At 65.8% G+C, this 14,448-nt stretch carries 14 protein-coding genes; 5 read left to right on the forward strand and 9 right to left on the reverse strand.

Annotated elements, in window-relative coordinates; genetic code table 11:
• The first annotated feature begins 6 nt into the window (after positions 1-6).
• Entirely contained in the window at positions 7-909 is a 903-nt protein-coding gene (locus tag SB749_RS17205; RefSeq protein WP_410711380.1) for a COX15/CtaA family protein, read from the forward strand.
• A 16-nt stretch (positions 910-925) separates the two neighbouring features.
• The gene (locus SB749_RS17210; RefSeq protein WP_410711381.1) at positions 926-1,336 is read left to right on the forward strand and encodes a VOC family protein; all 411 of its coding nucleotides are present in this window, start codon (positions 926-928) and stop codon (positions 1,334-1,336) included.
• Positions 1,337-1,466: 130 nt separating this feature from the next.
• Here SB749_RS17210 and SB749_RS17215 read toward each other — a convergent pair whose 3' ends face one another.
• Together SB749_RS17215 and SB749_RS17220 are read right to left on the reverse strand one after the other, a co-directional pair.
• Positions 1,467-2,453: a heme o synthase gene (locus SB749_RS17215; RefSeq protein ID WP_410711382.1), complete on the reverse strand. Its 987-nt coding sequence runs from the start codon at positions 2,451-2,453 to the stop codon at positions 1,467-1,469.
• Between the two features lie 10 nt (positions 2,454-2,463).
• Positions 2,464-3,000, reverse strand: a complete 537-nt coding sequence (locus tag SB749_RS17220) for a hypothetical protein (protein ID WP_410711383.1) — start codon at positions 2,998-3,000, stop codon at positions 2,464-2,466.
• 246 nt (positions 3,001-3,246) lie between these two features.
• Between SB749_RS17220 and tkt the strand changes: the two genes are divergently transcribed.
• From tkt to SB749_RS17235, 3 genes are read left to right on the forward strand one after another with little or no spacing between them, the layout of a single operon-like run.
• Positions 3,247-5,328 carry a transketolase gene (gene tkt / locus SB749_RS17225; RefSeq protein ID WP_410711605.1) on the forward strand — a complete coding sequence of 694 codons (2,082 nt, stop codon included), beginning with the start codon at positions 3,247-3,249 and terminating at the stop codon, positions 5,326-5,328.
• Complete coding sequence (gene tal / locus SB749_RS17230) at positions 5,325-6,428, forward strand: transaldolase (RefSeq protein ID WP_410711384.1); 1,104 nt, start codon at positions 5,325-5,327, stop codon at positions 6,426-6,428. The genes tkt and tal overlap by 4 nt, the downstream gene beginning before the upstream one ends.
• Positions 6,425-8,056, forward strand: a complete 1,632-nt coding sequence (locus tag SB749_RS17235; protein WP_410711385.1) for a glucose-6-phosphate isomerase — start codon at positions 6,425-6,427, stop codon at positions 8,054-8,056. The genes tal and SB749_RS17235 overlap by 4 nt, the downstream gene beginning before the upstream one ends.
• 145 nt (positions 8,057-8,201) lie before the next feature.
• On the opposite strand, the gene secG is transcribed toward SB749_RS17235, so the two are convergent.
• The 7 genes from secG to rapZ are packed head-to-tail and all read right to left on the reverse strand — an operon-like array spanning position 8,202 to position 14,424.
• Positions 8,202-8,447 carry a preprotein translocase subunit SecG gene (gene secG / locus SB749_RS17240; protein WP_101544300.1) on the reverse strand — a complete coding sequence of 82 codons (246 nt, stop codon included), beginning with the start codon at positions 8,445-8,447 and terminating at the stop codon, positions 8,202-8,204.
• A 55-nt stretch (positions 8,448-8,502) separates the two neighbouring features.
• Positions 8,503-9,288 carry a triose-phosphate isomerase gene (gene tpiA / locus SB749_RS17245; protein WP_410711386.1) on the reverse strand — a complete coding sequence of 262 codons (786 nt, stop codon included), beginning with the start codon at positions 9,286-9,288 and terminating at the stop codon, positions 8,503-8,505.
• Positions 9,289-9,302: 14 nt separating this feature from the next.
• The gene (locus tag SB749_RS17250; RefSeq protein WP_410711387.1) at positions 9,303-10,520 is read right to left on the reverse strand and encodes a phosphoglycerate kinase; all 1,218 of its coding nucleotides are present in this window, start codon (positions 10,518-10,520) and stop codon (positions 9,303-9,305) included.
• Complete coding sequence (gene gap / locus SB749_RS17255; RefSeq protein ID WP_410711388.1) at positions 10,517-11,518, reverse strand: type I glyceraldehyde-3-phosphate dehydrogenase; 1,002 nt, start codon at positions 11,516-11,518, stop codon at positions 10,517-10,519. Before gap ends, SB749_RS17250 begins: the two co-directional genes overlap by 4 nt.
• Positions 11,519-11,527: 9 nt before the next feature.
• The gene (gene whiA / locus SB749_RS17260) at positions 11,528-12,511 is read right to left on the reverse strand and encodes a DNA-binding protein WhiA (RefSeq protein WP_039207494.1); all 984 of its coding nucleotides are present in this window, start codon (positions 12,509-12,511) and stop codon (positions 11,528-11,530) included.
• Between the two features lie 25 nt (positions 12,512-12,536).
• Positions 12,537-13,532: a gluconeogenesis factor YvcK family protein gene (locus SB749_RS17265; protein WP_410711389.1), complete on the reverse strand. Its 996-nt coding sequence runs from the start codon at positions 13,530-13,532 to the stop codon at positions 12,537-12,539.
• Position 13,533: 1 nt separating this feature from the next.
• Positions 13,534-14,424 (reverse strand): RNase adapter RapZ, encoded by an 891-nt coding sequence (gene rapZ, locus SB749_RS17270; RefSeq protein WP_410711606.1) that lies wholly within the window; start codon positions 14,422-14,424, stop codon positions 13,534-13,536.
• Between the last annotated feature and the right edge of the window lie 24 nt (positions 14,425-14,448).

Below are 14,448 nucleotides of genomic sequence, written 5' to 3' on the forward strand. Positions count from 1 at the left end.
AGTGAAGTGGTCACGAAGAAGATCCGCATCGCCGCTTGGGCCATGCTCATCGCCCAGGCAGGAATCATCCTGACCGGCGGAATCGTCCGGCTCACCGGCTCGGGGCTCGGCTGTTCGGACTGGCCGAAGTGCACCCCGGATTCGCTCGTGGCCACCAGCGAGATGGGCATCCACGGCGCCATCGAGTTCGGCAACCGCCTGCTGGCTGTGGCGCTGGCGATCCTCGGCGTGTGCATTGCCCTTCTGCTGTGGAAGAGCCGGAAACAGCGCCCGGATCTCTTCTGGCTCAACATCGGGCTGCTGGCCATCGTGCCCGTCCAGGCCGTCGTCGGCGGAATCACCGTGTGGACGAAGCTCAACCCCTGGGTCGTCGCCGGACACTTCGTGCCCTCAGCCGTCGCGGTCGGGGTCGCCGCCTACTTCGTCCGCCGCACCTATGACACGGGAGTGCGGCTGGGGACCAAGGCCCCGGCTCCGCTGCCGACCTTGGGCTGGATCATCCTCGGCCTCACCGCGATCATCGTCGTCTTCGGCGTGCTGACCACGGGGGCCGGGCCCCATTCGGGCTCGACGATCTCGACCCGCAACAACCTCGACAACATCTGGGTCACCCGTCTGCATGCCGCGCCGGTGTGGCTGCTCGTCATCGCCACGATCTCCGCGCTCGTCGTCGCCTGGAAGAAGGCGCAGACGGCGATGGTCGCCCCGCTGACCGTGCTCCTCGTCGTCGAGGTCGCCCAGGGAATCATCGGCTACGTCCAGTACTTCCTCGGTGTTCCCGAACTGCTCGTGGCCTTACACATGATCGGCCTCTCGGCTACGATTGCGGCAAGCGTTGCCGTCCTCGACAGCGCGTACCCGAGGAGCACCGATGTCAATACCGATCGTTCCATGTCTGTGGTTTCCTGACTGCGCCGAGGAGGCCATGGAGTTCTACTGCTCTGTCTTCCCCAATTCGCGCGTCCTGTCCATCGAACGCTATCCCGACGAATCCCTCGACGAACACTTCAAGGGGATGAGCGGGAAGGTCCTGACCGGCCGGTTCGTCCTCGACGGCACAGAGTTCATCTGCCTCGACGGCGGACCGGTGTTCACATTCAACGAGGCGATCTCGCTGACCGTCGAATGCGCGGACCAGGCCGAGATCGACCGTTACTGGTCACACCTCTCGGCCTCCCCCGAGCACGAACAGTGCGGCTGGCTCAAAGACCGGTTCGGAGTCAGCTGGCAGATCGTTCCGGCGAACCTCGGCGAGCTGATGACCGGTCCGGCACAGACTCAGGCGCTCATGCAGATGAAGAAGATCGTCATCGACGACCTCGTCAACGCCGGCTGAGGATCTGAGTTCCGGCCCGAAGCGCAGGGCACAGACGCACAACGGCACAGTTTGAGTTGGATAGCACTGTTTCAAACGTGTGCTATCCAGCCCAAACTGGGCCGAATGGATCAGCGGGTTCTTCGGCGAGTCACCAGATCCCGGGGATCAGGGTGGGCACGAACGGGTCGATGGCCACTGCCAGGAAGAGCAGCGACAGGTACGTGATCGAACCGTGGAAGACCTTCATCGCCTTGAGCGAGGTGCCGTCCTTGCCCTGCTTGGCACGGGAGACCAGCGAGTAGCAGGACCACAGGAACCAGACTCCGGCGCCCACGGCCACGATCGTGTAGACCGGGCCCATCGGAGCGACGGGAATGAGCGCGAGTGAGCAGGCGATCATCGCCCAGGTGTAGAGGATCATCTGACGGCCGACGGATGTCGGCGGAACCTTCGACGGCAGCATGGGCACGTCGGCGGCGTCGTAGTCGGCCTTGTACTTGATCGCCAGCGGCCAGTAGTGCGGCGGGGTCCAGAAGAAGACGACGAGGAAGAGCAGCACGGGCTCCCATGCGATCCCCCCGGTCACGGCCGACCAGCCGATGAGCACGGGCATGCAGCCTGCAGCGCCGCCCCAGACGATGTTCTGTGAAGTGCGGCGCTTGAGGACAAGGGTGTAGAAGACTGCGTAGAGCAGGATCGCCGAGGCGGTGAGTCCCGCCGTGACCCAGTTCGTGAATCCGCCGAGCCAGAAGATCGAACCGATGCCGAGCACAAAGGCGAAGATCAGTGCAGAACGGGGGCTGATCTCACCGGTGACGAGGGGACGGTCCTTCGTCCGCTCCATCTTCGCGTCGATGTCACGGTCGACATAGCAGTTGAAGACCGAGGCCGAGGCCGCAGCGGCGGCTCCGCCGATGAGGGTGTTGATGACCAGCCAGATGTTCGGCATTCCCTGAGCGGCCAGGAACATCACGGGCGCGGTCGTGACGAGGAGGAGCTCGATGACCCGCGGCTTGGTCAGCGCGATATAGGCGCTGATGATCGAACGCGGTCGGGTAGCGAGACTCTGCTCGTCGATGGCCCTCTGCAGAGGTCGTTCACTCTGCTCTTCCCGGTTCTGACGAAGTTTGCTCACGCCCTAGATTCTACCTGTTGTCGAAGTTTTTGCCAGTCGCACGCAGGCGAGTCGAGTCACTGACGATGCGGACGAGGAACGCCACCGCCGCACACACCGGAGCAAGCACGACGACCTGGACGATGAGCACTGAGATGAAGCTCAGCGAGGCCGACTGCGGATCCGTGCCGAGGAGATTCACATCGACGCACAGTCCGATGATTCCGGCGATGACGGAATAGACGAGGGCCGTCGTCCACACCAGACCGCCGCGCCGTGCGTTGAGCATCACGGTCAGCGCTGCCGCGAAGGGTGTGAGCAGGAGGAGCGTGCCCAGCGTCCACAGACCGAGCTCCCCGATGTCGACGCTGCCGCGCAACGGCTGGGCGATCGCCGACGACACGGCGACGGTCATCACGGCGAAGAGCACCGGGCACGCGGTGCCGATCCGGGAGATCCGCCGACGGAGACCTCGTGTCTGTTCGGCCACCTCGGCGAGGTCCGGGCGTCTGCCCGCCAGCCGAACGGATCGCTGGTCTCCACTGTCTGCGACAGCGGCATCGATCACGGGTTCAGCACCTTTGCCCACCCTGTCACCTCTCCTATCAGCACCGGCCTCTGGTCAGTCTCTTCGGCGCGCTGCAGTTGTTGAATATCGAATCACAGCTGTGCGCGAGACCACACTTTACCCGTCGGTAGCCTAAATGTCTTGCTCCCCGTCGGCACGGCAGGTGAACAGGGGCGGCGCTTCAGGCATCCGACGGGTAGAGTTTGAATGCACGCTCTTCAGACGAACGAAGGATCGCTCGACGACATGACAACTCTGTCCTGGACTGAACTCGACAATCGCGCAGTCGACACTGCCCGCCTCCTCGCCGCGGATGCGGTGCAGAAGACAGGGAACGGGCACCCGGGCACCGCAATGAGCCTGGCCCCCATCGCCCATTACCTGTATCAGCACGGACTCACTCACGACCCGGCCGACCCGACTTGGGTCGGCCGTGATCGTTTCGTCCTCTCCTGCGGTCACAGTTCGCTCACCCAGTACGTCCAGCTCTACCTGGCAGGGTTCGGGCTCGAGCTCGACGATCTCAAGGCGCTGCGCACATGGGGTTCGCTGACCCCGGGTCACCCGGAGGTCGGCCACACCGCCGGCGTCGAGATCACCACCGGTCCCCTGGGCTCCGGACTGGCCTCGGCCGTGGGCATGGCCATGGCCGCTCGCCGTGAACGCGGACTCTTCGACCCCGAGGCGGCTCCCGGCGCCTCACCGTTCGACCACAACATCGTCGTGCTCGCCTCCGACGGTGACCTCGAAGAAGGAGTGTCGGGTGAGGCGTCATCGCTGGCCGGGACACAGGAGCTGTCGAACCTGCTGGTGATCTGGGACGACAACAAGATCTCCATCGAAGACGACACCGCGATCGCCTTCGGCGAGGACACGGCCGCCCGGTACGCCGCCTACGGTTGGCACGTCCAGCACGTCGACTTCACCGCCGGCGGTGACTACCACGAGGACATCGAAGCCTTCCACGCCGCCGTCGAGGCCGCTCGCGCGGATTCCCGCCCCTCGTTCATCCGTCTGTCCACGATCATCGCCTGGCCCGCCCCGAACGCGCAGAACACCGGCGGGTCCCACGGTGCGGCCCTCGGCGAGGACGAGATCCGTGCGACCAAGGAGGTCCTCGGCTTCGACCCGGAGTCGACCTTCGCCGTCGATGACGAGGTTCTCGCCCACACTCGTCAGGCCCTGGACCGCGGTCGTGCCGCCCACCTCGAATGGGACAAGTCCTTCGCGCAATGGCGCACCGCGAACCCGGACAACGCCGCTCTCTTCGACCGTCTGTCCAAGCGCGAACTGCCCGCCGGCCTCGATGCGGCCTTCCCGGTCTTCGAAGCCAGCGAGAAGGGCATCGCGACTCGCGCGGCGTCCGGTCAGGTTCTCAATGCGATCGCCGAGACCATGCCCGAACTCTGGGGCGGATCCGCCGACCTCGCGGGTTCGAACAACACTCTGATCAAGGGTGAGCCGAGCTTCCTGCCCGCTCACCGGTCCACGGGTGCGTTCTCCGGCCACGAGTACGGACGCAATATCCACTTCGGCGTCCGCGAGTTCTCCGCCGGTCTCATCGGCAACGGCATCGCCCTGCACGGCGGAACCCGCCCGTACAACGGCACGTTCCTCGTCTTCAGCGACTACCAGCGTCCGGCAGTGCGCCTGGCTGCCCTCCAGCAACTGCCGAACCTGTTCGTGTGGACCCACGATTCGATCGGCCTCGGCGAGGACGGACCGACCCACCAGCCGATCGAGCACCTCTCCGCGCTGCGGGCGATCCCCGGCCTCGACCTCGTCCGACCGGCCGATGCGAACGAGACCGCGGTCGCGTGGCGGAAGATCCTCGAACGCACCGACGGCCCCAGCGGACTCGTGCTGACCCGACAGGCCGTGCCGGTCCTCGACCGTGAGAAGTACGCCCCCGCCTCCGAGGCCGCACGTGGCGGCTATGTGCTCACCGATACCGGTGACGAACCCGAGGTGGCCATCATCGCCAGCGGTTCCGAGGTCGCCATCGCCCTCGAGGCCGTCGAGGCTCTGCAGGCATCGGGCACAGCCGCTCGCGTCATCTCCATGCCGTGCCAGGAATGGTTCGACGCTCAGCCGGAGGACTACCGGGCCACCGTGCTGCCGCGTTCGCTCAAGGCACGGGTGAGCATCGAAGCCGCCTCGGCGATGAGCTGGCACAAGTACCTCGGCGATGCCGGTCGTGCCGTGTCCATCGAACACTTCGGTGCATCCGCGGACTACCAGACCCTGTACGAGAAGTTCGGCATCACGGCCTCGGCCGTCGTCGACGCAGCCCAGGAATCCATCAACGCAGCAAAGGCGGAAGCATGAGTGAACGTCTCCAGCAGCTCAGCGCGGCCGGAGTCTCGATCTGGCTCGACGACCTCTCCCGCACCCGACTCGAATCCGGGGATCTCGCCCGCCTCATCGCAGAATCCTCCGTCACGGGTGTGACGACGAATCCGACGATCTTCGCGAACGCGATCTCGGCTGCCGACGACTACGACGCTGCGGTCGCCGAGCTCGGTGCCTCCGGCGCCGATGTGGATGAGGCCATCGAGGCGCTGACCACCGCGGATGTCGCCGAGGCGGCCCGCCTGTTCCGTCCGGTCTTCGAGTCCACGGACGGCGAGGACGGTCGCGTGTCGATCGAGGTCGCTCCCCCGCTGGCTCATGATGCGCAAGGGACCGTCGCCTCGGCGAAGGCCCTGTGGGACCGCGTCGGCGAACCGAATGCGATGATCAAGATCCCGGCCACCGAGGAGGGACTCCGCGCGATCTCCGAGACGATCGCAGCCGGGATCAGCGTCAACGTCACGCTCGTGTTCTCCCTGACCCGCTACCGCCACGTCGTCGAGGCCTTCCTCCAGGGGCTGGAGAAGGCCCGCGCCGCCGGCCATGACCTCTCGACGATTCGGTCGGTGGCCTCGGTGTTCGTCTCCCGAGTGGACTCGGAGATCGATTCCCGTCTCGACTCCATCGACGACCCGAAGGCCGTAGAGCTCAAGGGCAAGGCGGGCATCGCGAACTGCGTGCTCGCCCACGAGATCCATTCGCAGCTGTTCACTTCCGAACGCTTCCGAGTCCTCGAACTCGCCGGGGCACGTCCGCAGCGTCTGCTGTGGGCTTCGACCGGAGTGAAGAACCCCGACTACGCCGACACGATGTACGTGACCGGGCTCGTCGCGCCGAACACCGTGAACACGATGCCCGAGCCCACCCTGGAGGCGTTCGCCGATCACGGTGAGGTCACCGGCCAGATCACGTCCGAGCACTACCGTGCCGCCGACGAGGTCTTCGATGCTCTGGCACGACTGGGCATCGACTACGCCGAAGTCATGACCGTGCTCGAAGAGCAGGGGCTGGAGAAGTTCGACGTCAGTTGGACCGAACTCCAGGAAACGATCCGTACGGCTCTGGACCGCTCATGAAACTGTCACTCTCTGTTCCCGTCGATGAGGAGTTCGAGGCAGAGGCCGCGCGTCTCATCGACGCGGGCCTGGCTTCCCGGCTGAGCGCCAAGGATGCGGAACTGTTCGACGGGGCCGCCGATGCCGCGGACCGGATGGGCTGGGTGGACCTGCCGCAGAATGCCGCAGATCTGCTCGATGAGATCGAATCCCTGCGGGCGCGCCTGCAGGAGCAGGGTCTGCGCACGATCAGCTTGGCCGGAATGGGCGGGTCATCGCTCGCTCCCGAGGTGATGGCTCAGACGGCTGGTGTCCGACTCGAGATCATCGATTCGACGGATCCCCATCAGGTCGCCGAGGCGATCGGCACCGACCTCGAACACACGGTCCTCATCATCGCGTCGAAGTCCGGAACCACGGTGGAGACGGATTCGATCCGCCGCAGCTTCGTCGCGGCCTTCGAGTCGATCGGCGTCGATCCGGCGTCCCGGACGATCGCGATCACCGATCCGGGAACCGAACTCGAGGCGTTGGCCGCCGATCAGGGCTTCCTTGCGACCTTCCTCGTCGACCCCACGGTCGGCGGACGCTTCAGCGCGCTCTCGGCCTTCGGACTCGTCCCCGCGGGTCTGGCCGGCGCCGATGTGCGCGGAATCGTCGCAGAGGCCGCCGCGGCCGCCTCCGACCTGTCTGCCGACGGTCTGGACAATCCTGCGCTGCGGTTCGGTGCGTGGCTGAGCATCGCCCACGCCCGGACGACGGAGAAGCTCGTCCTCGCCGAGACCGCTGAGAAGCTCAGCGGACTCGGTGCATGGGTCGAGCAGCTGATCGCCGAGTCCCTCGGCAAGGACGGTCAGGGCATCCTTCCCGTCGTCGTCGACTCCCCCGCCGACATCGGGTTCTCCGATGCACGTGCCGACGCCCTCCTGTGCCTGCTCGGGCCGGCAGCCGATGACTCTGAGCTGGGTGCACCGTCCGGATTCGAAGCGACGATCACGGGTGGATTGGGCGAACTGTTCCTGTTCTGGGAATACGCCACGGCCATCGCCGGATACAGTATCGGGGTCAACCCCTTCGACCAGCCCGATGTGGAGGCAGCAAAGGCACAGGCCAGGCACCTGCTCGACGGACCGGACTCCGGTTCGACGGGGCAGGCGCGGTTCCGTGAGAGAGACATCGACGTTCTCGAGGTCATCGATGAGGCCACGGATCTCGTCGGGGCCCTGGAGGAGCTGTTCTCGCAGGTCGACGAGTACGGATATGTCGGTATCCAGGCCTACCTCGATCGGATCGCCGATGCCGAAGCTGAGGACCTGCGTCCGCTCGTGTCCACACATGCCGGAGTGCAGACGACCTTCGGCTTCGGCCCCCGCTACCTGCATTCGACCGGTCAGTACCACAAGGGCGGTCATCCGAACGGAGTGTTCCTCCAGATCACCGGTGAAGCGCGCACGGACCTGCTGGTGCCGGGACGCAACTTCGGCTTCGCTCAGCTGCAGCGTGCCCAGGCCGCCGGAGATGCGGCGGTGCTGAGGGAGAAGGGCCGGCCCGTGCTGCGCCTGCACCTGCTTGATCGTGCTCGTGGGCTCGAACAGCTGCGGGAGGCAATCGGGTCGATCAGCCCGCGCCACCACTTCGGCCACGACTGATCTGCCGGAAACGGCACCGATCCGCCGGCACGACGGACAGAGCACGAATGAGAAGGACCCCGACCGAATCGGTCGGGGTCCTTCTCATTCGTCCACCCGGGGCGGACGGTGTCTCACGGTCTCGGCATCAGCGGGTCGCGATGACTCAGGAGTTGAACCGGGTGAGGACGCCCAGCAGGATGATGCAGGCCGCCCAGATGATCGCCATAAGCGTCGTGAACCGGTTGAGGTTGCGCTCGGCGACGCCCGAGGATCCCAGCGACGAGGACATTCCGCCGCCGAACATGTCGGACATGCCACCGCCCTTGCCCTTGTGCATGAGGATCAGCAGGGTGAGGAAGATGCTCGTGAGCACGAGCAGCGCGATGAGAATGATGTTGAGGATTTCCACGTCGGATTCAACCTATGTTTCGTCGAGTGTTTCGTCGAATGATGCGTCTGTCAGTCTACTTCGCGACCGCGGCCTTGCACAAAGCGGCGAAGTCCGGGCCGCTGAGGCTCGCACCTCCGACCAGTGCGCCGTCGACGTCCGCGGAGGCGACGATCTCGGCGACGTTGTCGGCCTTGACCGACCCGCCGTAGAGAATGCGGGTGGTCTGGGCAAGAGCGTCGCCGTACTTCTCACCGATGCGTGCGCGGATGGCCGATGCCATCTCGGCGGCATCGGCGGCCGTGGCTGTCTCGCCGGTGCCGATCGCCCACACGGGTTCGTAGGCGATGACGAGGCCGGAGAGGTCGGCGGCGTCGAATCCGGCCAGCGACTCCTCGAGCTGTCCGAGGGTGAACTCGACGTGGCTCTTCTCCTGTCGCTGCTCCAGCGACTCCCCCACGCAGAGGATCGGAGTGAGTTCAGCCGACAGCGCGGCCTTGATCTTCGCGGCCACGACCTCGTTGGTCTCATGATTGTCGGCACGGCGTTCGCTGTGGCCGATGACCACGTAGCTGCAGCCGAGCCGGGAGAGGAACGATGCGGCGATCTCTCCGGTATGCGCTCCGGGAGTGTGCTGGGAGACGTCCTGGGCACCGTACTTCAACCACAGCTTGTCGCCCTGGACGAGTGTCTGCACCGAACGGATGTCGGTGAACGGCGGAATGACGACGACTTCGCAGCGGCTGTCGTCGAGTTTGGCGTCCTCGAGTGCCCAGGCGAGCTTCTGGACAGCGGAGATCGCCTCCAGATGATCGTGGTTCATCTTCCAGTTGCCTGCCAGCAGCAGGGTGCGGTCGCTCATGGTGTCTGTCTTCCTCATCCGAGTGCGTCGAGTCCGGGCAGCGTCTTGCCTTCGAGATATTCGAGGCTGGCACCGCCGCCGGTGGAGATGTGTCCGAAGGCGTCATCGGCGAAGCCGAGGCTGCGCACGGCGGCTGCGGAATCTCCGCCGCCGACCACGGTCAGTCTCTGCCCCTGACCGCCGGCGTCACCGGTCAGGGCTTGGGCTACGGCTTTGGTGCCGGCGGCGAAGGCGGGGAACTCGAAGACTCCCATCGGCCCGTTCCAGAACACGGTGGTCGAGTCCGCGATGATCTCGGCATAGGCACGAGCCGATTCGGGTCCGATGTCGAGGCCGAGTCCGTTGCCTCCGGCCGGGGTGTCTTCGAGTTCGGCGACGGGCCGGACCCAGTGCTCTGCGTCGGCGGCGAAGGAGGCGGCCATGACGATGTCCGTGGGCAGGACGATGCGTGCGCCACCGGATCGCGAGCGTTCGAGGTAGCCCTTGACGTCGTCGATGCGGTCTTTCTCGACGAGGCTCGAGCCGATGTCGTGGCCGAGTGCGGCAAGGAAGGTGAAAACCATTCCGCCGCCGATGAGCAGATTGTCGGCACGGTCGATGAGGTTGTCGATGACGCCGAGTTTGTCCGAGACCTTGGAACCGCCGAGAACGACGGTGAATGGCGATTCGGGGTTGTCGAGCAGCCTGTCGCTGACTTCTACTTCGGTACGCACGAGTGAGCCGGCATAGTGCGGAAGGAGGCCTGCGATGTCGTAGACCGAGGCCTGCTTGCGGTGGACGACGCCGAATCCGTCGGAGACGAAGTCATCGGCCAGTGCTGCCAGCTGGGTGGCGAACTCCTGGCGCTCGGCATCGTCCTTCGCCGTCTCGCCGGGGTTGAAGCGCAGGTTCTCCAGCAGCAGCACGTCGCCGTCGGTCAGGGCTGCAGCCTTCGTCTGCGCATCGTCACCGACGGTGTCGGCGGCGAAGGCGACCGGACGGCCGATGGCTTCGGCGAGTTCGGGGACGATCGGGGCCAGCGAGAACTGCGGGTCCGGTTCTCCCTTCGGCCGGCCCAGATGCGACATCACGATGACCTTGGCTCCCGCCTCGGCGAGGGACCTGATGGTTCCGACCGAGGCCAGGATGCGACCGCGGTCGGTGATGGTGCCGTCGTCCATCGGCACGTTGAGATCGCTGCGGACGAGCACCGTGTGTCCGGCGAAGATGCCCGCATCGTCGAATGTCCTCATGAGTCCCTTTCGCTGAGAATGTAGCTGACCATGTCTTTGAGTCGGTTCGTGTATCCCCACTCGTTGTCGTACCAGGCCACGACCTTGATCTGGTCGCCCAGCACCATCGTGAGCTTGGAATCGACGATCGCCGAGGCGGTGGTGCCGACGATGTCGCTGGAGACGAGTTCGTCGGTGGAGTAGTCGAGGTAGGGCGATCCGTCCGCGGCGGAGGCGAGGATCGCGTTGACCTCGTCGCGGTCGGCGCTCTTGGAGGTGGTGAAGGTGAAGTCGATGATCGATCCGGCGGGCACCGGCACGCGAACGGCCAGTCCGTCGAGCTTGCCCTCGAGGTGGGGCATGACACGACCGACGGTGCGTGCGGCTCCGGTCGTGGTCGGCACGATGTTGACGGCGCCGGCGCGGGCGCGACGCAGATCCCGGTGGGGTCCGTCGACGAGCATCTGGTCGCCGGTGTAGGCGTGAACGGTGTTGAGCAGCCCGGATTCGACGCCGAGGGCATCGTCGAGCGCCTTGACGACGGTGGCCATGCAGTTCGTCGTGCACGAGGCATTCGAGACGACGGAGTGCGCGGACGGGTCGAACGTATCCTCGTTCACCCCCATGACGAGGGTCGCGTCGACGTCCTTTCCGGGGGCGGAGAGCACGACGGTCTGCACCGTGCCGCCGAGGTGGGCCTCGGCCTGATCCTGCCGGGTGAAGCGTCCGGTGGATTCGACGACGAGTTCGACCTTGTGCGAACTCCAGTCGATGACGGACGGGTCGGCTTGGCTGGTCACCGCGATCTCTCGTCCGTCGACGATGATCGCCTCGTCGGCGGCGTCGACGTCATGGTCGAAGCGCGGCCACACGGAGTCGTGGGAGAGCAGATGAGCCAGGGTCGTCGTATCGGTGAGATCGTTGATGGCCACGATCTCGAAATCAGCATCGGGTTCGAGGGACAGACGGAACAGGGCACGGCCGATTCGGCCGAAGCCGTTGATGGCGATTCGTCTCATGCCTCGATCTTAGCGATCCTCGAGCATTTCGGGGGTCAGGCTGGCCTCGGTGCCGGGAATTCCCAGTTCTTCCGCATGCTTGTCCGCTGTGGACAGCAGCCTGCGGATCCGGCCGGCCACCGCATCCTTCGTCATCGGCGGGTCGGCGAGCTGACCGAGCTCCTCAAGGGACGCCTGTTTATGGGTCACTCGAAGCTGACCAGCGTAGCGGAGGTGTTCGGGGACTTCGTCGCCGAGGATCTCCAGGGCGCGTTCGACCCGGGCGCCGGCGGCCACGGCGGCGCGAGCCGAGCGACGCAGGTTCGCATCGTCGAAGTTCGCCAGGCGGTTCGCGGTCGCACGGACTTCCCGCCGCATCCGCCGTTCCTCCCAGACCAGCACGGCGCTGTGGGAGCCCATGCGGGTGAGCAGCGCGGCGATATCGTCTCCGTCGCGGATGACGACGCGGTCGACTCCACGGACTTCGCGGGCTTTCGCGCTCAGTCCGAGCCGGCGGGCTGCGCCGACGAGGGCAAGAGCCGCCTCGGGGCCGGGGCAGGTGACTTCCAGCGCCGAGGAGCGCCCCGGCTCGGTCAGTGAGCCGTGAGCGAGGAAGGCTCCGCGCCAGGCGGCTTCGGCATCGGCGACGGAGCCGTTGACGATGGCCGAGGGCAGTCCGCGCACGGGACGGCCGCGGTTGTCGACGAGTCCGGTCTGGCGGGCCAGGGCTCCCCCGTCACGGGTGACGCGCAGCAGGTAGCGGTTGGAGCGGCGGATTCCGGCGGCGTTGATGACGACGATGTCGGCATGCTGACCGTAGAGATCCTTGATCTCCGCGCGCAGCCGTTTGGCGGCCTGGGCGGTGTCGAGTTCGGCTTCGAGAACGATCGAGCCGTTGACGAGGTGGAGGGCGGAGGAGAAGCGGAAGATCGAGGACACCTCGGCCTTGCGGGCGGAGGTGCGAGTGATCTTCACTCGCGCCAACTCGTCCTTGACCTGAGCGGTCAGTGCCATAGCTCGTCCTCCTGCACCTGAAGTTCTACCACTGCTCGGCGACGCCGATCCCGGCGTCCAACAACATGTCACGGTAGCATGCCGCCAGCTTGAGGCTGTCATGCTGTCCCTGCCTCCGTGAGCGCAGGGGACGTTCCCAGAGTTGCGCTCCGAACATGTCCTCGGCCCGCTGCGGCAGGTCGGGTTCGAGTTCGGTGGCCGCCTCGTCGACGAGGACATAGTCCAAGGTCAGTGAGCGGGCATGACGGTGGAGGGAGACGAGGTGTTCACCGAGGCTCAGGTCCTTCGTCTCGCCGTCGGTGGAGCTGAGGTTGAGCGTGAGGGATTTCACCGCTTTCGAGGCCACGATCGCCTCGGCCAGCGACGGCACGAGCAGGTGCGGCATCACCGAGGTGTACCAGGAGCCGGGGCCGAGGTTGAGGACATCGGCCTCCTCCACGGCTTCGATCGTCTCGTAGCGAGCCGGCGGGGCTGCCGGGTCGAGGCGCACGGTCTCGACGTGGCCGATCGTGGAGGCGAGCACGGACTGACCGCGCACGACCTGGAAGGAGCCGGGGAACTTCACATCGGCTTCGATCGTCAGCGGCACCGAGGACATCGGGAGCACGCGACCGTGAGCGCGCAGCAGGCGGGCCATCCAGTCCAGACCGGCCACATGGTCGCCGTGGATCTGCCACAGTGCTGCGATGAGCAGATTGCCCACCGCGTGACCGTGCAGCTCACCTGTCGATTCGAAGCGGTGCTGGATGACATCACGCCAGGTCTGGCCCCACGTGCCGTCATCGCAGAGTGCGGCCAGCGCCATTCGCAGATCGCCGGGAGGCAGTCCGCCGAGCTCATCGCGCAGTCGTCCGGATGAGCCGCCGTCGTCGGCGACTGTGACGACCGCGGTGAGGTCTTCGGTGAGCAGGCGGAACGCCCTCAGCGCCGCGTAGAGTCCGTGGCCGCCGCCGAAGGAGACGATGTTCGGACCGTCCTTCTGTGCGCCCGTGGAGATGACGGGCAGGTCTTCGGTCTCCATGTCATTCTCTTCCCAGATCGCGATGACGCACGGCCACCGGGATCCCGGTCTGGGCCGACAGCAGTCGTCCGACGCGTTCGCTGATCGCCACGGAACGGTGTTTGCCGCCCGTGCAGCCGATGCCGATCATCGCGTAGCCGCGGCCCTCGTGCAGATAGCCCTCGGCGACCGTGGACAGAGTGGCGGCATAGCGTTCGATGAATTCCTCGGCGCCGTTCTGCTCGAGGACGTAGGCTGCGACATCGGAGTCGAGTCCGTTGTGTCCGCGCAGGTGGGGAATCCAGTACGGATTCGGCAGGAAGCGGACGTCGGCGACGTGGTCGGCGTCCTTGGGCAGGCCGTATTTGAAGCCGAAGCTCATCACCGTCAGCCGCAGCGGCGGGGTGTCGTCGTCGCTGAAGCGTTTGCGCACCTCCGCGGAGAGCTGGTGCACGTTGAGGTCGGAGGTGTCGACGATGATGTCGGCACGGTGTCTCAGCGACTCGAGTTCGACGCGTTCGGCTTCGATGCCCTCGAGCAGGGTCCCCTCCCCCTGCAGTGGGTGGGGTCGCCTGGTCGATTCGAAGCGTCGGACGAGGACTTCGTCGGAGGCGTCGAGGAAGACGATGCGCAGGGACAGACCCTGATCGACGAAGTCGCTGATCGTCTCCTGCAGTTCGGTGTATTTGGTCCGCCCTTTGGCGTCGATGACGATGGCGATCTTCGGCAGGGCGCCGTCGGCACGGGCGACGAGTTCGACGAGCGGACGCATCATCTGCGGCGGCAGGTTGTCGACGACGTACCAGTCCATGTCTTCGAGCACATTGGCCACGGTGGTGCGGCCCGCTCCGGACATGCCGGTGACGAGCACAACCTCGATGGGGTGGTCGGCTCCGTTCGATTCGGCCTGCACGCTCACTCGTCCTCCTCTGCTCGT

The sequence above is a fragment of the Brevibacterium sp. SIMBA_078 genome (assembly GCF_046534565.1).
In the GTDB taxonomy this organism is placed as follows: Bacteria; Actinomycetota; Actinomycetes; order Actinomycetales; family Brevibacteriaceae; genus Brevibacterium.